The sequence below is a fragment of the Halomonas sp. SCS19 genome, assembly GCF_040147015.1.
Classification (GTDB): Bacteria; Pseudomonadota; Gammaproteobacteria; order Pseudomonadales; family Halomonadaceae; genus Halomonas; species Halomonas litopenaei.
This window is the reverse complement of the sequence record NZ_JAMSHN010000001.1, coordinates 4,481,673-4,498,657: the sequence shown is the minus strand read 5'-3', so window position 1 is coordinate 4,498,657 and position 16,985 is coordinate 4,481,673. Positions and strand designations below refer to the sequence as shown.

20 protein-coding genes are annotated in these 16,985 nt (G+C 62.6%); 17 read left to right on the top strand and 3 right to left on the bottom strand.

The window, feature by feature from the left end; genetic code table 11:
* The first annotated feature begins 43 nt into the window (after window positions 1-43).
* The 9 genes from NFH97_RS19545 to NFH97_RS19505 all read left to right on the top strand — a co-directional run bounded on the left by NFH97_RS19545 (window position 44) and on the right by NFH97_RS19505 (window position 9,173).
* Window positions 44-436, top strand: a complete 393-nt coding sequence (locus NFH97_RS19545) for an ectoine synthase (protein WP_045992068.1) — start codon at window positions 44-46, stop codon at window positions 434-436.
* Window positions 437-719: 283 nt separating this feature from the next.
* Entirely contained in the window at window positions 720-1,691 is a 972-nt protein-coding gene (locus tag NFH97_RS19540; protein WP_052704298.1) for a SphA family protein, read from the top strand.
* Between the two features lie 589 nt (window positions 1,692-2,280).
* A complete protein-coding gene (locus tag NFH97_RS19535; RefSeq protein WP_045992069.1) occupies window positions 2,281-3,288 on the top strand; it encodes a TRAP transporter substrate-binding protein in 1,008 nt (335 codons plus the stop codon).
* A gap of 57 nt (window positions 3,289-3,345) precedes the next feature.
* Entirely contained in the window at window positions 3,346-3,975 is a 630-nt protein-coding gene (locus NFH97_RS19530) for a TRAP transporter small permease (protein WP_231498708.1), read from the top strand.
* Between the two features lie 2 nt (window positions 3,976-3,977).
* Window positions 3,978-5,258 (top strand): TRAP transporter large permease, encoded by a 1,281-nt coding sequence (locus NFH97_RS19525; protein WP_222516811.1) that lies wholly within the window; start codon window positions 3,978-3,980, stop codon window positions 5,256-5,258.
* A gap of 73 nt (window positions 5,259-5,331) precedes the next feature.
* The gene (locus tag NFH97_RS19520; protein WP_349625400.1) at window positions 5,332-6,474 is read left to right on the top strand and encodes a mandelate racemase/muconate lactonizing enzyme family protein; all 1,143 of its coding nucleotides are present in this window, start codon (window positions 5,332-5,334) and stop codon (window positions 6,472-6,474) included.
* On the top strand, window positions 6,471-7,334 hold the full coding sequence (locus NFH97_RS19515; RefSeq protein WP_349625399.1) for an amidohydrolase family protein: 864 nt from the start codon (window positions 6,471-6,473) through the stop codon (window positions 7,332-7,334). Before NFH97_RS19520 ends, NFH97_RS19515 begins: the two co-directional genes overlap by 4 nt.
* A 50-nt stretch (window positions 7,335-7,384) precedes the next feature.
* A complete protein-coding gene (locus NFH97_RS19510; protein WP_349625398.1) occupies window positions 7,385-8,197 on the top strand; it encodes an NAD-dependent epimerase/dehydratase family protein in 813 nt (270 codons plus the stop codon).
* A gap of 217 nt (window positions 8,198-8,414) precedes the next feature.
* Window positions 8,415-9,173, top strand: a complete 759-nt coding sequence (locus NFH97_RS19505) for a FadR/GntR family transcriptional regulator (protein WP_213227835.1) — start codon at window positions 8,415-8,417, stop codon at window positions 9,171-9,173.
* Window positions 9,174-9,508: 335 nt separating this feature from the next.
* On the opposite strand, the gene NFH97_RS19500 is transcribed toward NFH97_RS19505, so the two are convergent.
* Both NFH97_RS19500 and NFH97_RS19495 read right to left on the bottom strand, forming a co-directional pair.
* On the bottom strand, window positions 9,509-9,712 hold the full coding sequence (locus NFH97_RS19500) for a hypothetical protein (protein ID WP_108133625.1): 204 nt from the start codon (window positions 9,710-9,712) through the stop codon (window positions 9,509-9,511).
* Window positions 9,713-9,753: 41 nt separating this feature from the next.
* On the bottom strand, window positions 9,754-10,437 hold the full coding sequence (locus NFH97_RS19495) for a type 1 glutamine amidotransferase domain-containing protein (RefSeq protein WP_222516807.1): 684 nt from the start codon (window positions 10,435-10,437) through the stop codon (window positions 9,754-9,756).
* A gap of 438 nt (window positions 10,438-10,875) precedes the next feature.
* Between NFH97_RS19495 and NFH97_RS19490 the strand changes: the two genes are divergently transcribed.
* From NFH97_RS19490 to yidD, 6 genes are all read left to right on the top strand, one after another.
* Complete coding sequence (locus NFH97_RS19490; protein ID WP_108133627.1) at window positions 10,876-11,727, top strand: ATP-dependent zinc protease family protein; 852 nt, start codon at window positions 10,876-10,878, stop codon at window positions 11,725-11,727.
* Window positions 11,728-11,788: 61 nt separating this feature from the next.
* Window positions 11,789-13,303, top strand: coding sequence for an inactive transglutaminase family protein (locus NFH97_RS19485; protein WP_108447945.1), 1,515 nt, complete (start codon window positions 11,789-11,791; stop codon window positions 13,301-13,303).
* Between the two features lie 3 nt (window positions 13,304-13,306).
* Window positions 13,307-14,287: an alpha-L-glutamate ligase-like protein gene (locus NFH97_RS19480; RefSeq protein ID WP_045992077.1), complete on the top strand. Its 981-nt coding sequence runs from the start codon at window positions 13,307-13,309 to the stop codon at window positions 14,285-14,287.
* A gap of 72 nt (window positions 14,288-14,359) precedes the next feature.
* Window positions 14,360-14,878 (top strand): Fur family transcriptional regulator, encoded by a 519-nt coding sequence (locus tag NFH97_RS19475; RefSeq protein WP_108133629.1) that lies wholly within the window; start codon window positions 14,360-14,362, stop codon window positions 14,876-14,878.
* Between the two features lie 5 nt (window positions 14,879-14,883).
* A complete protein-coding gene (hisI, locus tag NFH97_RS19470) occupies window positions 14,884-15,327 on the top strand; it encodes a phosphoribosyl-AMP cyclohydrolase (protein ID WP_213227839.1) in 444 nt (147 codons plus the stop codon).
* A gap of 100 nt (window positions 15,328-15,427) precedes the next feature.
* Entirely contained in the window at window positions 15,428-15,727 is a 300-nt protein-coding gene (gene yidD / locus NFH97_RS19465; protein WP_261395504.1) for a membrane protein insertion efficiency factor YidD, read from the top strand.
* 34 nt (window positions 15,728-15,761) lie between these two features.
* On the opposite strand, the gene NFH97_RS19460 is transcribed toward yidD, so the two are convergent.
* The gene (locus NFH97_RS19460; protein ID WP_045992080.1) at window positions 15,762-16,187 is read right to left on the bottom strand and encodes a SufE family protein; all 426 of its coding nucleotides are present in this window, start codon (window positions 16,185-16,187) and stop codon (window positions 15,762-15,764) included.
* A gap of 173 nt (window positions 16,188-16,360) precedes the next feature.
* On the opposite strand from NFH97_RS19460, the gene NFH97_RS19455 reads away from it, so the two are divergent.
* Window positions 16,361-16,780, top strand: coding sequence for a hypothetical protein (locus NFH97_RS19455; protein ID WP_213227843.1), 420 nt, complete (start codon window positions 16,361-16,363; stop codon window positions 16,778-16,780).
* On the top strand, window positions 16,780-16,938 hold the full coding sequence (locus NFH97_RS19450; RefSeq protein ID WP_156088610.1) for a hypothetical protein: 159 nt from the start codon (window positions 16,780-16,782) through the stop codon (window positions 16,936-16,938). The genes NFH97_RS19455 and NFH97_RS19450 overlap by 1 nt, the downstream gene beginning before the upstream one ends.
* Window positions 16,939-16,985: the final 47 nt, after the last annotated feature.

The following is a 16,985-nucleotide window of genomic DNA, read 5'->3' as shown; positions in this document are numbered from 1 at the left end:
CCGGCACCGCCGACGCCCCCGACACCCGACAACGGAGAATTCGATGATCGTTCGCAACCTGGAAGAAGCTCGTCAGACCGACCGCCTGGTAAAGGCAGAGAACGGTAACTGGGACAGCACCCGCCTGATGCTCGCCGATGACGGCGGTCAGTGTTCCTTCCACATCACCCGTATCTTCGAGGGTACCGAGACCCACATCCACTACAAGCATCACTTCGAGGCGGTGTTCTGCATCGAGGGCGAAGGCGAGGTGGAGACCCTGGCCGACGGCAAGATCTGGCCGATCAAGCCGGGCGACATCTACATCCTGGATCAGCATGACGAGCACCTGCTGCGTGCTTCCAAGACCATGCACCTGGCCTGCGTGTTCACTCCGGGCCTGACGGGCAAGGAAGTGCACCGCGAAGATGGCTCCTACGCGCCCGCCGGCGAGTAAGGGCGTACCGTCAGGATTGAACAGGAAAGAGCAAGTGTGGGAGCGGGTAAGTCTCGCTTCCCGCACCCGACAACGGCGCCCCTTGGGGCGCCGTTGTCGTATCTGGCCAATCGACCGAAGTAATCGCAGGACGACCGAAGTAGTCGCAGGACGCTGGAGGTAGACGTCACGGGAAGAGCAGCAGGGTACGTGGGGGCATAGGAGGCAGGTACGTCAAAATTGTGCCCAAAAGTTCGTAGTGCTTCCTATACTTTGCAGCAAACTTCTCAATGGAACCGTCCCCATGGCCATTTGTCGCCCCCGACTCCTGACCTCCGGTATGTATCACTACCTGCTGGCAGCGCCGATCCTTGGTGCAGCACTGCTGGCCCCAGCGACGGCTCATGCCTCGGAAGGCGGCAGCAGCATCTATGTACCGGGCGCCTATAACGACTTTGCCGCAGGCTTGGCCCCGCCACCCGGGGTCTATGCGCGCAACGACCTGGTGCGCTACGAGGGCGATATCGGCGCGCGCCCCCTGGGCGGGCGGCTGTCGGCGGGTCTCGACCAGACGCTGTGGTTCAACCTGCTCAAGCTGACCTGGGTGACCGATGTCGAGTGGCTCGGTGCCACCTACATCGCCGGGATCAATCTTCCCTACGTGTTTGACGTCAGCGTCGATCTCGAGGCCAGCATCCCGGGCCAGGAACGCTTCAACACCGGAAGCAACAGCGGCTTCGGTGATCCGTACCTGGTGCCGGTCGCCCTCAACTGGGCCAACGGGACTCACCACACCACGGCGGCGGTGGGTATCAATATTCCGGTGGGGCGCTACGACGAGGACGATCGGATCAACCTGGGGCGGCACTACTGGTCGATCGATCCCACCATTACCTACAGCTGGCTGCCCGAAAGCGGATGGGACCTGTCGATGACCGCGGGCATCCTGTTCAACTTCAAGAACGATGCCACCGACTACACCACCGGCGACGAGTTTCACTTGGACGTGCTGGCGGCGAAGTACCTGACACCAAGCTTCGGACTGGGTCTGGCCGGGTACGTGTACGAACAGCTCGAGTCGGACTCGGGACCGGTACCGGATCGCCTGGAAGATGGTTTTCGCAGTAGCGGGGCAGGGGTAGGGCCGGCCTTCATGAAGAGCGTCTCACTCGGCCAGGCGCCGGTCACCTTGATCGGCAAGTGGCTTCACGATGTGTCATCCGAAAATCGCTTCGATGGCGATACGGTGTCGCTGTCGGCGGCCTGGGCCTTCTAGCCATCTCCCGACCAGCGCCCGATCCGATGGTTCGGGCGCGCCGCCTCGATCCTTCCCCCGAACGAATCTCCGCCATGTTCTCGGGCGCTCAGCGGCGCCCGATTCTACGGTTGTTCTGCATCGATATTGTCTACGCTGAACGTCTTTATCAGCCGAGGCCCTGCACGTCTCTCGAGACTTCCTGCCGCCTATGCAGCTCAGGCGGCACAGGGACACAGCAGGCCACGCGTCACGCTCGAAAATGACAGCATTTTACAACTAAGCTGCCGCTGCAGCGGGACCTCTCTGCACCAGAAACCGGTTTCGGACAGATCGTTATTGCCCGCTAATAAAGGGCTTTTCCGAAAAATGTCGATCATGTTGGCCGCCTTGGCTAACGCACCTCGACAGTGGCATTGCACTTTAGTCAAAAAGTGTTAGGAAGGGGTTGCAGCCAGGAAGTCCTCTCTTCTACTTTGTCATACATAGTATGCCATGGTTTCCAGAAAACGGCTCAGGCCATCGCCATGTGATGGCAGTACGAGAGGGCCGGACACTTGCCCAACCGGGTATGACAACAACGCCAACAAGGTCAACCAGAGGACTCGCCATGAATCCCGCCGCTTCACGCAAGCTCACCCGCGCCATCCATCTTGCCGGCCTGGCCGCGACCACCGCCTTGCTGGCAACGCCAGCCCTGGCCGAACAGTGGCGCGGCTGGAACATTCATCCTCCCGAGTACCCCAACAGCATTGCGCTGGAGACCTTCGCCAAGGAGGTGGACGAGCGAACGGAAGGGCGCATCACACCAAAGGTCTATCACAACGCCGTGCTGGGGGATCAGCCTGATGCCATCGAGCAGACCCGCAACGGTGCTCTGGATTTCGGCAACTTCAACATGGGCCCCATGGGTCCGATGGTGCCGGCGGCCAACGTACTCTCGCTGCCTTTCATCTTTGAAAGTGAAGAGCGCATGTACGAACTGATGGATGGCGAGATCGGCGAACGCTTCGCCGCAGCGATGGAGGAGCAGGGCCTGGTCGCGCTGGGTTGGTTCGGGGCAGGCTCGCGCAGCCTCTACAACACCGACCACCCGGTCGAGACTCCGAAAGATGTCGAGGGCATGAAGGTCCGGGTCATGAACAACGACCTCTACGTCGACATGATCGATGCGCTGGGTGGCAACGCCACCCCCATGGCCTACGGTGAGGTCTACCAATCGCTGACGACCGGTGTGATCGACGGCGCCGAGAACAACTTCCCGTCCTACGAATCCAGCGGTCACTACGAGGTTGCCGGCTACTACTCGCTGACCAACCACCTGGTCATTCCCGAGTGCCTGTGCATGGCCCGCAGTACCTGGGACGAGCTGTCCGAAGAGGACCAGGCGGCGGTCCGGGAGGCCGGGCAGGTCGCCACCGAGCAGCAGCGTGAACTGTGGGAAGAGCGTACCGCGGCCAGTCGGCAAACGGCGCTGGATGCAGGCGTCGAGATCAATGAGGTTCCGGACAAGTCAGAATTCCAGGCGCTGATGCAACCGGTCTATGAGGGCTTTCTTGCCGAGAACCCGGACCTGGCCTCGCTGGTCGACGACATTCGCGCGGCTCAGGCCGACTGATCCCATTGATACGAGAGCCCCGTCCCCGGTGCCGGGGGCGGGCGGGGAGGCTGATGCGTGAACGCACCCACCGACACCTCTGACGTCGGGTCCGAGCAAACCGAGTCAGAGCAAGAGGGCGCCACGGTACGCCGTGGTGCCTTTCCTCCGGCATCGCCGGAGTCACGAAGCATACGCTACAAGCGTGAAACACCCAGCCGACTGGACCGCATCCTCGACAGTATCGCCCATGGTTGCATCATGGTGGCCGGGGTGCTGCTGGTGTTGCTGATCATCACCTTTGGCTGGCTGGTATTTGGCCGCTACGTGCTCAATGACACCCCCACCTGGGTCGAGCAGACGGCGCTTCTGAGCGTGGCCTACATCACCTTTCTCGGCGCCGCTGCCGGCGTTCGTCACAACAGCCACCTGTCCATCGACCTGCTGCGCGACAACATGCCGGCGCCCATCAAGGGTCTGATGCACCATCTGGCGGATCTGTTCGTGGTGGCCTTTGGCGGCTTCATGGCCTGGCAGGGCTGGCAGTTGATGATGACCAACCTGGCACGACCTATCCCGATGCTCGGACTCTCCGAAAGCTGGCGTGCCGCGCCGCTGGCGATCTGTGGCGCGCTGATGGTGCTGTTCGCTGTGGCCAACATCGTCAAGCGGCTTGGCGGCCGGCACAACCCGACCCAGGAGGACTGAGCATGGGACTCGCTATCGTTTTTGGACTCTTTGCCCTGGGACTGGCGGTCGGCGCTCCGGTGGCCTTTGCGGTAGGACTGGCAGCAGTAGGGGGCTTTCTCTATGAGGGACTGCCGCTGTTCGTGGCATTCCAGCGCATCCTCTCGGGCATTTCGGTCTTTTCCCTGCTGGCCATTCCGTTCTTTATCTTCGCCGGCGAGCTGATGCTGCACGGCGGTATTTCCCAGCGCCTGGTGCGCCTGGCCTCTGCCGCAGTGGGCCGAGTGCGCGGAGGGCTCGGGGTGGTCAATGTGACCTCTTCGATGCTGTTCGGCGGGATTTCCGGTTCCGCGGTGGCGGACACCTCAGCGCTCGGCTCCATCCTGATTCCGGTGATGAAGGAGAAGGGCTACGACGCGGACTACGCGGTCAACGTGACGGTGACCTCGTCGGTGGCGGGGGTGGTGATTCCGCCCAGCCACAACATGATCCTCTACGCCGTGGCGGCCGGTGGCGGCCTGTCCATCACCAAGCTGTTCATGGCGGGCATCGTGCCGGGCATCCTGATGTGTGGCCTGCTGGCCCTTGCCGCCTATCTGGTAGCGGTCAAGCGTGGTTACCAGGGCGAACGCTTTCCGGGCTGGCAGGCGCTGGCGATCAGCTTTGCCGCCGCACTGCCAGGGTTGCTGACCGCGGTCATCATCGTGGGCGGCGTGCTGTCTGGCGTGCTGACGGTGACCGAGTCAGGCGCCTTCGGGGCCATCTACGCCATCGTCGTCACCGCGCTGGTCTATCGCGAGCTGCACTGGGCATCGTTCAAGCAGGCGGTCTACCAGTCGGTGCGCACCACCGCGCTGGTGATGATCCTGGTCGGCTGCGCCTCGGCGTTCTCCTATCTGCTCGCCCTCTATAGCGTGCCGGAGTTGCTGTCCAACACACTGCTCGGGATCACCGACAATCCGCTCGCCATCCTGCTGATGCTGAACCTGATCCTGCTGGCACTCGGCATGATCATGGACATGGCGGCGCTGATCCTGATCTGCACGCCGATCTTTCTGCCGATTGCCGCCCAGTTCGGCATGGATCCGATCCAGTTCGGCATCATGATGATGATGAATCTGGGGCTCGGGCTGTGCACGCCGCCGGTGGGTGCCTGCCTGTTTGTCGGCAGCGTGGTCGGCAAGATCAAGATCGAACAGACCGTTCGCACCATCTGGCCGTTTTACCTGGCGTTGTTCGCCGCTCTGATGCTGGTGACCTACGTTCCGGCACTGTCCATGGCGCTGCCCAACATGCTGGAGTGATGGCGACCATGCCAAGCCCCCTTCGACGAGGCGCCACACACCGCTGACCACCTACAGGAAAAGAGGCACACCGATGAAGATCGCCAGGATCGAGACCCATCTGCTGGATCATCCCCTTGAACAGGCCTTCGAAAGTGCTTCCATGCGCTTCGAACGCCGCCAGCACTGCCTGGTGGAGATCACCTGCGAAGACGGCACCGTCGGCTGGGGGGAGTGCCTCGGTCCGGCCCAGGCCAACGCCGCGGTGGTGGCCACCTACGCCGACACCCTGATCGGCGCCAACCCGCTGGAGCATGAAAGACTGTGGCTCGTGCTCTACAACCGGCTGCGTGACCAGGGCCAGCGGGGGCTGACCATGACGGCCCTCAGCGGCATCGACATCGCGCTGTGGGACATCAAGGGCAAGCACTACGGTGCCAGCGTGTCGGAGCTCTTGGGAGGGCGTTTTCGCGAACGCGTCCAGGCCTACGCCACCGGCTCCTTTCGTCGCGATGGCGTGGACCGGGTCAGTGATATCGCCGCGGAGGTGGCGGGCTACGCCGAGGAAGGCTTTCACGGGGTCAAGATCAAGATCGGCTTCAACGTCGAGGAAGATCTTCGGGTCATCGCCGCCGTGCGCGAGGCCATCGGTCCCGATCGGCGTCTGATGATCGATGCCAACCACGGCTATGACCTGCTGGAGGCCCTCGAGGTCGGCAAGCGGGCGGCGGCTTACGACGTCGACTGGTTCGAGGAACCGGTACTACCGGAGCAGATTCATACCTATCGCGCGGTGCGCGATGGCCAGCCTCTACCGGTCGCCAGTGGCGAGAACTGGCATGGCCGCTACGCCATGCAGGAGCCGCTGGCCAGTCGCGCCATCGATATCTGCCAGCCCGACATATGCGGCGTCGGCGGCTTCACCGAGATGCGGCGCGTCGTGGATATGGCGGCGCTTCATGGCGTGCGCCTGATTCCCCATGTGTGGGGCACCGCCGTGTGCATCGCCGCCAGCCTTCAGGCCATGGCGGCGCTGCCGCCCAATCCGCCGAGACGTGAGCCGATCGAACCCATCATGGAGTTCGATCGGACCCACAATCCCTTCCGCCAGGCAATTGTTACCCAGCCGCTGGAGCATCATCAGGGCTGGGTCGATATCCCTGACGGCCCTGGACTGGGCATCGAGATCGATCGCGACGCCCTGACACGTTTCGCCCTCAAGGAGACAAGACAGTGATACCGGCCAATACCCGTCCGCTGGAAGGGCGCGCGCCCAGGCTGAAGGCACCCGCCGGCGCCACCGATTGCCATATTCATCTCTTCCTCGATGGCTACAAAGGCCAGCCAGGCGGGCCGCCGATCAAGGAGTTGGCAACCGTCGAGGATCTCCGGCGCTTCCAGCGCTGGATGGGGCTCGACAGGGTGGTCGTGACCCAGTCCAACGCCTATCAGTTCGACAATGGCGCCTTGCTTGCTTCGCTCGATCAACTGGGCCTGGACAAGGCCCGCGGGGTCGCCGCCGTCAGTCCTGACACCCCGCTGAAAACCCTCGAAGACTGGCATGGCCGAGGTGTGCGCGGCGCACGCATCATGAACCTGGGCGGAGGCGCCATGCCGTTGGCTCGCCTGCCCGAGGTCGAGCCGTTGATCGCGCCCCTGGGGTGGCACCTGATGGTGCAGTTCAATGGCCGCGAGCTCGACCAGCACCTACCGATGCTCGAACGCATCGAGTGCCCGTACATCATCGATCATATCGGCAAGTTCATCGATCCGGTGCCGGCCGATGATCCTCGCGTCGACGCCATTCTCAGGCTGCTTGACCGCGGCAACGCCTGGTTCAAGATCTGCGCCGGTTATGAAACCAGCCTGAGCGGAGGGCCCGACTATGACGACGTCGGCGCCATCGCCCGGCGGGTCATCAACCACGCACCGGAGCGCATCCTCTGGGGCAGCAACTGGCCCCATGTTGGTGTCCCGCGAGATCAGTATCCCGACGACCCTGACCAACTCGACGTACTGCTGGCCTGGGCCAATGAGCAGCAGCGCCAACGCATCCTGGTCGACAATCCCGCCGAACTGTACGGCTTCGGTCGCTGAAGGCGCGTATCACGAGACACGAGACACGACACCCGAGAAGGAATTCTGACATGTTGAATCGACTGCTGGTCACCGGCGCCGCCGGGGGCCTGGGCACCGCTCTGAGACCTCATTTGAGTCGCTTGGCGAAGGAGGTCCGCCTGTCCGACATGGTCGCCGTCGACCAGGACGTGACCCACGACACCCGCCATGAAGAGATCGTCACGGCAGACCTGACCGACGTCGATGCTGTCGCTCGCCTGGTGGAAGGCTGCGATGGTGTTATCCACCTGGGCGGTGTATCGGTGGAGCGTTCCTGGCAGCAGATCCTGCCGGCCAACATCATGGGCACCTATCACCTCTATGAGGCGGTGCGCCGTCATGACAAGCCGCGGGTGGTATTCGCCAGTTCCAACCACGTCATCGGCTTCTACCCACAGCATCAGCGGCTGGACGCCAAGGTGCCGAAACGCCCGGATTCGCTCTATGGCGTGTCGAAAGGCTTCGGCGAGGACCTCGCCAGCCTGTACTTCGACAAGTTCGGTGTCGAGACCCTGGCGGTGCGTATCGGCTCCTGCTTTCCCGAGCCCGCCGATGCCCGCATGCTGGCCACCTGGATGAGCGTCGAGGATTTCATGGCGTTGCTCGAGCGCGCCTTCTGCGTCCCTGAACTGGGCTACACCGTGGTCTACGGCGCCTCCAACAACGCCGAACAATGGTGGGACAATCGCGAAGCAGGTTTTCTGGGCTGGGTGCCAAGGGACAGCTCCGAACCCTGGCGTGCCGAGATCGAGGCCAGGGGAGGGCGGTTGGCTCCCGATGACCCTTCGGTGCGCTTCCAGGGCGGCAAGTTTGCAGGCCAGGGCCACCCTGACGATAAATAGCCACTGAATCGTCGCGGAAAGCGACCAGGCATCCGTCTCCGGCACTGACAGAGGGAGAGAGGATCGAGCAGCCTGACACCGGGGACCTGACGCCATCGCCTTGATACACTGGCGTCCTGATAGTCAGTGCTGATATACAGCCCTGATAAATAGCCCTGAAAAATAGCGCTTTGCGGCACGTCGCGTCATCGCCACGCGAACTGAAGAGGAATCGACCATGGCAGCCAAGCCAGCACCCCGCACGGAACCGGCACCGCTAAACGTCAAGAAGCTGACGCGTGAAGGCAGTCTGTCGATGAACGTGGCCGACCAGCTGGAAGGTCTGATCACCGCCGGAACCATCGCCGTCGGCGAGAAGCTGCCGACAGAAAGCGGCCTGTGTGATTCCTTTGGTGTCAGCAGGACGGTGATCCGCGAGGCGGTGGCTCACCTCAAGTCGCTGGGCCTGGTCGAGGCACGGCGTGGTGTCGGCACCACGGTGATCCGGGCCGCACCGGCCGAGGCCATGCCCGCCAAGCGGATTCGCCCGACCACCGTCGAAGATATCCTGCATGTCATCGAGCTGCGGCTTAATCTGGAGCCGGCGGCGGCAGCACTGGCCGCCGAGCGCTTCGAGGCCGACGACGAGACTCGCCTGCGTGATACCCATGCGGCCTTCGTCAAGGCCCGACAGCAGCGTAGTCAGGCTCGCAACGAGGACTTCGAGTTCCACCACGCGATTGCCAGGGCCACCCACAATCCCTTCTTCCCTCAGGCGCTGGAGCAGCTCAACCTGAGCGCGATTCCGCGCTCGAAGCTCGCGACCAGCGAGGTCAATACCGACTCCACCAGCACCTATCTCAAGCGCGTGGAAGCCGAGCACCAGGACGTTCTCGACGCGATCCTGTCACGCGACCCCGACGCCGCCAGAGCCGCCATGGCGCGCCACCTGGAACGCGCCCGGGAGACTTACCAGCAGTTCAAGGAGAAGGGTTGAGTCAGTGCCGGCCGCCAGTACGTCAGTTGTCATCGGTTGACGCAGTCCGCTCGACAGGACTGCCAGTTCGATGATCTGAATCCGTTGGGCTCGGTGGGAAGCTACCGCCGAGTTCGAGGTAAGTTCGAGGCTGTTATCAGCCTTCACAAGCTTTCATGACCCATAGTTCGCATAATCTATATTATGTTAAATGAGGTGTTTGCCGGTTCTCCCGGACAAGCCTCTGATGCTCTGCTGCCTCCCCTTTGGCGCTCTGCGGCCTCCATGTCGATCGTCTGACTGCTTTTCCATCCTGCACAACCCAGCGACGCTTCCTCTCCGCTTGCGAGCACAGGCTAGCTGGCAGGAACCTCACGTTCGATGTCACATCGTGCCACACCGTCGTCTGAAACCCGTCCTCCGGCATCCAGGCAGGCGTCCTGCAGATGCCAGAGCTGGTAGCGGCTTCCTGCGTAGAACCCCATGACGAGTCCGGCGACCAGCGCCGTGGTGACGATAATCGCTATCGTGCGTCTTCCCTGACGATGTCTGGCTGCCATGGTGATGTCCGGATAGAAAAGATCTTGCTGACCGACGGTGATCAGTCGCCCAACGCTTCCAGCACCAGTTCGGCCACGCGTCGGCCCGAGGCTGGATTTTGCCCGGTGACCAGCCGCTCATCGACTACGGCGAATGGCTCCCAGGCGCGATCCGCCTTCAAATAGAGTCCGCCACGCTCGACAAGCTCCGTTTCGGTAAGAAACGGCACGATGTCGTCGAGCTTGGCCAGGTGCTCCTCGTGATTGGAAAAGCCGGTCACCTTCATGCCCTTGATCAGGTATTCCCCATCATCCCGGGTCACATTGAGCAAGCCCACGGCACCGTGACACACAGAGGATACGATACCGTCTGCCTCGTAGATGTCCCGACACAGGCGTTTAAGCGTCTCGTTGCCCGGAAAGTCCCAGATGACCCCATGCCCGCCCGCCAGATAGATTGCCCGATAGTCCGCTGCGTTGACCTCGTCCAAGGCCAGCGTCGTACCCAGGCGGTTCATGAAGTCCTTGTTCTGATAGTAGTCCCAGTCAATCGCTTCGGCGGCCGCCAGACTGTGGGGATCGATGGGCGTATAGCCCCCCTTGGGGCTTGCGATGTCGCAGGTCCAGCCAGCCTGTTCGACATGATCGATAAAATGCACGGCTTCACCTAGCCACAGACCCGTGGCTCGATCATGATTGGGATACTTGGCGTGACTGGTCACTACCACAAGAATCTTGTTATCCATGGCGAGGGCTCCGACGAGAACGTTGAACCTTGTAGTCGACTCTGTCGCTATCTTGTTGCGTTATTGTAGTCAGCCTCGTGCTAGCTTCAGCAAAGCACGAAAGGTTCTGCATAGTAGAAGCGGAAGACCATGGGACATGTGTAGCCGCCAATACTCAGGCAACTCCTTGGGTCTATTGTCCCGATTTCTGATGAGGTAGACATGGGCCCCGCTCAGTAGACACCTTAGCGCTTTTTCAGGGGTGGGGGCTCGGGATTGTGGGCGGTTCTCAGCAGTACAGCGGAGCACCTGAGGCGTGATCAACCCGGCCCCAGCATGGACAGCGCTGGCGTCGCTCCTTATCATCGCTTCAATTTGTCTCGTTCGATTAGCTTCCTCGGAAGTGGTCTTGTCGAGTCACACCATTTTTGTCGATGCCGATACAAGGACGCTAGCGTCATGCCCCTCCGACCGACTCGTTTTCTTTCTTTGGCCGCCGCCGCGATGCTCGGTGGCTGTGCTCTGGCACCGGTCGACGCTCCGCCTCCTCCTGAGCCTCTCACGCCTTCGGAATTCCACGCCGAGATCCGAGGGCTCGAGACGCGCCTGGCGGGACGCTGCGACCTGACCCACGACATGCTCAGTGAACAGGCGGCGCAGGATCGCCGCATGACCGCCGATATCCGCGAAGTCGGTAGCCTGCTGCGCGGCGTACGCCAGGATCTGGCCGGGCTCGAGCGCGGCAGCGCGGAGCCCGGTCCTCGGACGACGCAGTGTGAGGCCAGCACCGAGTCCGGTATCGACAACAAGGAACTGCTGGGACGCAGCGAGTGGGTTGGCTTGCCCGATGTGGGCACCTATCTGAAGGCGCGGATCGACTCCGGGGCCAATACCTCATCGCTGTCCGCTACCGATGTCACCACCTTCGAACGGGATGGTGACGAATGGGTGCGCTTCAAGCTGGGCCTCAATGAAGAGGATTCGGTGGTCGAGGCCGTGCGCGATGAATGGATCGAGGCACCGGTAGAACGCAAGGTGACCATCGTCCAGGCCAACGGTGAAGAAAGCCGCCCCGTGGTCAGCCTGCTGATGACCCTCGGCCCGCTGCGTGAACAGGTCGAATTCACCCTGAACGACCGCACCCACCTGAGCTATCCCGTCCTGCTTGGCCGTCGTTTCCTGTTGGATATCGCCGTCATCGACGTGGCACGCCACTACCTGCACGACCGTCCCGAATTCCCAGGAGGGGAATCGGCCAGCGAAGCCGCCGACGAGGAAGCGGCCGATCGTGATGATCAGGAACAGCCCTGAGATAACGCTGTGTGCCGACGCCTCGGGGCGTCGGCCTTTCGCTCCCGATTAAGGAAGACCCATGTCCAGACTGCCCTTTTATCTGATCGTCGCCCTGCTGATGGTGGTTGGCATCGCGATGAGCATTCACCGCCACGTGGAATTCGAGGTCCCCTGGACGCCGGGTGAACAGCGCCAGGTCTGGGAAATCGAGGCTCAGGTCACCTTCGATGGCCAGGGCGAGCCGGCCAAGGTGGACATGGCCCTGCCCTCCTCTCAGGCCGGCTTTCGTGTGCTGACCGAGCACACCGCCTCACCGGGTTACGGCCTGGCGTTCCTGCAGGAAAACGGCGCACGTCGCGCCGAGTGGTCCACCCGCGAGGCGGTGGGCGATCAGCGCCTCTACTACACCGCCCAGGTACTGGTGACCGAAGGTGCCCGCAAGGCAACCGCTCCGCCCCCGCCGCCGCCGGTGACCGATGTCGCCTGGGAGCGTCCCTACGACACCGCCGCCCAGCAGGTGATCGACCGCGCCTGGGCACGCTCGTCCGACGCCTTTACCTTCGCCCGTGAATTGCTGAGCGAATTCGCCGATGACCGCCAGGGGGAAAATGCCAGGCTACTGCTGACCCAGTTCGATCGTGTGCCGCTGGCCGTGCGCCTGTTGAACCAGGCCGGCGTTGCCGCCCGTGAGGTCAGTGGCCTGATGCTCGACAGCGGCCGTCGGCGCCAGAGCCTGACCTCGTGGATACAGGTCTATGACGGCGACAAGCGCGCACTGTTCAATCCGGCCACCGGCGAACAGGGCAAGCCCGACAACCTGTTGATGTGGGAAAGCGCTGGCAATGCCGTGCTCGAGGTGGAAGGCGGTCGCGATTCACGTATTTCCTTCTCCATGCTGGTACGCAACCAGCCCGCCGCGGCGGCGGTACGCAGCCAGCTCGCCGAGGACAGCGATACCCTGCTCAACTTCTCGATTCACAGCTTGCCGCTCGAGGAGCAGGCGCTGTTCCAGACCATCCTGCTGATCCCGATCGGTGCGCTGGTGGTGGTGCTGCTGCGGGTGCTGATCGGCATCAAGACGTCCGGTACCTTCATGCCGGTACTGATTGCCCTGGCCTTCATCCAGACCACCCTGCTCACCGGCCTGGTCGGGTTTCTGCTGGTGGTGGCCGTCGGTCTGGTCATCCGCAGCTATCTGTCACACTTGAATCTATTGCTGGTGGCCAGGGTGACGGCGGTGATAATAACGGTGATAGCGATCATCTCGATCTTCACCGTGCTGTCCTATCGCTTTGGTCTCAATGCGGGCCTGACGATCACCTTCTTCCCGATGATCATCCTGTCCTGGACCATCGAGCGGATGTCGATCCTGTGGGAAGAAGAAGGCCCCAAGGAGGTGCTGATCCAGGGCGGCGGCAGCCTGCTGACCGCGGTACTGGCCTATCTGGCGATGAACAATCCGTGGATTCGCCACATCACCTTCAACTTCCTCGGCCTGCAGCTCATCCTGATGGCGCTGATCCTGCTGCTGGGCAACTACACCGGTTACCGGCTGCTCGAACTTCGTCGTTTCAAGCCGGTCACGGAGGACTGAGCCATGCTCAACTGGACCAGTCCCGGCAAGCTCAAGGCCAAGGGCATCATCGGCATGAACCGGCGTAACATCCGTTACATCGGTCGCTACAACAGTCGCAAGCTGTATCCGCTGGTGGATGACAAGCTCAAGACCAAGCTGCTGGCACAGGAATACGGCATCACCACGCCGGAGCATATCGGTACGGTGTCGACCCAGTTTAGTGTCAAGCACATCAGCGAGATGCTGGCGGGCCACAACGGTTTTGTGATCAAGCCGGCCAAGGGCAGCGGCGGCAAGGGCATCCTGGTCATCGAGCGAGTCGAGGGCAAGCACTTCATCAAGCCCAGCGGCGCGGAGCTGGATATCGAGGATGTCGAACGCCACGTCTCCAATATCCTTTCGGGGCTCTATTCGCTTGGGGGCTCCCCGGACGTTGCCCTGGTCGAGGGGCTGATCAACTTCGATACCACCTTCGCTGCCTATACCTACGAAGGCGTGCCGGATATCCGTGTCATCGTGTTCAAGGGCTACCCGGTGATGGCGATGATGCGGCTGTCCACCGCCGCCTCCGACGGCAAGGCCAACCTGCACCAGGGTGCGGTGGGCGTCGGTATCGATATCGCCAGCGGGCGCGCCGTACGAGGCGTCCAGTTCGATCGTTCGCGCACCGATCATCCCGATACCGGCCATGAACTGGCCAGCCTGCAGATCACTGGCTGGACCACCCTTCTTGAACTCGCCTCCGGCTGCTACGAGATGACCGGGCTTGGCTATCTCGGCACCGACATGGTGCTCGATCGTGACCGCGGCCCCATGTTGCTCGAGCTGAACGCCCGCCCTGGCCTGGCGATCCAGATGGCCAATGGCGAAGGCTTGCGGCGACGCCTCGATCTGATCGAGGCGCAGACCGAGGAGCGCAGCGCTGCCGAGCGGGTGGCCTTCGCCCAGCACCACTTCGCCCGCCAGGGCGAGCTGCAGGAAGCCCCGGCAGAAGCCATTTGACAGTTTCGCGTGTCTGGCCCGCCGGCGGGCCAGCGCGTAGACTAGGTTGCCGCTTCGTGAATATTGGACCCCATGACCGAAACCGCCCTGCTACAACAGGCTGAAGCTCACTGCGCACATCGTGGCGTGCGTTTCACCCCCATCCGGCGACGTGTACTGGAACTGATCGGTGAGGCCAGCGGTGGCCTCAAGGCTTACGATCTGCTGGATCGGCTAGCCAAGGATCACGCCGCCGCGCGCCCCCCGACGGTGTACCGTGCGCTGGAGTTCCTGATCGAACAGGGGCTGGTACATCGCATCGAGTCGCTCAATGCCTACGTCGCCTGCCCCTGCCCCGAGCATGCCCATCGCTTCCAGCTGCTGATCTGCCGGGACTGCGGGCGCGTCGAGGAATTGCACCTCGACGAGATCAACGAGCAACTGGCAACCCGTGCCAGGACGCTGGGCTTCCAGGTACAGCGCCAGACCATCGAACTGCTTGGCCTGTGCCAGGCCTGCCAAGGCAGCCGCAACGATGGTGCCGAGGAGCGTGCCGACGCCACCGCTGATCCAGTCAATACATCCTCTTCCACCCCCAAGGACGCCACCTGAGCCCCATGACCGACCTGCTCAAACGCCTCGAGCGCGAACCCTGCGATAGCCGTCATTCTCTCGAAGAGGTGCTGGCCAATGTGCGATTCAACGGCGATGGCCTGCTGCCGGCGATCGCCCAGCAGCACGATAGCGGCGAAGTGCTGATGATGGCGTGGATGAACCGGGAAGCGCTGGAGGAAACGCTGCGCACTGGCCGGGTATGCTACTACTCCCGCTCCCGCGCCAAGCTGTGGCGCAAGGGCGAGTCTTCCGGCCAGCAGCAGCATCTCAAGAGTGCGTCGCTGGACTGTGACGGCGATACGCTGCTGCTGCAGGTCGAGCAGACCGGTCCAGCCTGCCATACCGGCCGTCGTAGCTGTTTCTATCTGTCCCTGGAAGCTGACAGCGCCCGCATCAACAGCGCTGCGCTGATCGATCCCGATGAGCTCTACACCAAGGGATCCTGAGTCACCGGCGACGGCCGGGGCTGACAGCAGTCGTGGTCGCGATGATCGATCGCCCCCCGCGCAGGAGCCATCACCCCGGGCGCGCGGACCGAAGCGCTGGCTGGCATGGCCGTTACTGGCGCTGATTCGCCTCTACCAGGGTGTCATCAGCCCATTGCTGGGCCCACGCTGTCGCTATTGGCCAAGCTGCTCGCACTACAGTCACGAAGCCATAACGGTTCACGGTCCGATACGGGGCGGTTGGCTAGCGCTCAAGCGTATTCTGCGCTGCCATCCTGGCGCCAAGGGCGGCATCGATCCCGTGCCTGGCGGGCCCAGCGAGAGGCTTTGCCGCCAGGATCCGGAGCTCGATGAGCGGTTTCAGGTGCGCGGCGACAGCGACTCGAGATCAGCGGACTGACGCGGGCGCCTCGTCGACGCCCAGGGTTCAAGCGTCAGGCAGCTTCCTGCTCAGCGACGCGATAGATGCGCTCGAGCATGGCGTTGAGGCCATTGCTGCGGGTCGGCGACAGGTGCTTGTCGAGGCCCAGGTCCTTGAGAAAATGTGGACTGGTGGCGAGGATGTCGCTGGGCTTTCGATCGTTGTAGATGCGCATCAGCACGGCGATCAGCCCTGACACGATGGCGGCGTCCGAGATGGCGGCAAAGTGCAGGGTGTCGCCCTGGCGCTCGTGGTGCATCCACACATTGGACTGACAGCCCTGAATCTTCAGCTCGTCACGCTTGTGCTCATCGGGGAAGGCCGGCAATGCCTTGCCCATGTCGATGATGTACTGATAGCGGTCCATCCAGTTGTCGAACAGTTCAAACTCTTCCAGCAGCTCCTGCTGGGCCTGTTCTGCGGTACTCGTCGTGGTCATGGTGACTCCCTAGAATGCTGCCAGGATTATACCTGCCAGGCCCCGCCGTCGTCCTCCCCCGGTCAGCCCCGGTTCGGAGAACCCGGCCAGGCGTCATGCTAGAATTCGCCCTGAGCGGGTGACAACGGAGCACTCGCTGTCGCTCGCCGCCTAAGCTACATAAAGAGATCGACATGCAAGCGCCAGACCCCCAAGGACAGGGCCCGCATCGCTCACGTGATAGACGACTCGATGCACTGGAAAAGGAGCTCGACCAGTATCTGGGCTCGTCACGGGCCGGCAAGACCGGCACGCCGGCCTCCGAGCGAGGCCTGACGCAGCAGCAGCTGGAAGAGATCATCGCTCACCTGGCCGCCCAGCGCCGGGCCAAGCGAGCGGCCATCCTTACCAATTTGCTGGATCTGGCCGATCGCGCGGGCACAACCGTCGGCGCACTTTCGCTGATTGCGCTGTTCTTCGCCGACAAGGATAGCTCGGGGGCGACGCTGGTGGTGGCCAGCACGGCCAAGCCGCTTTGGGGCGCCTTCGTTGGCTTTGGGCTGGCACTCGTGGCATCCTATGCCAAGGCCCTGCTCACCTGGAGGGACAAGTGATGACATTCCATATCGCCATGCTGATCATGCTGGGCGCCACCTTGGCGCTGGCGGTGGCCGCCTACCGACTCGACCGTGGCTACAAGTCCGACGTCAAGGCGCTCACCGAGCACGCCAATCGTTATATCGCCCGAAAGCGCGGCCCCCTCGAGCACTAGGATTGCCTGGTTGGCTCCATTGGCGGGCTCTGCTAGCCGCCCTCAGC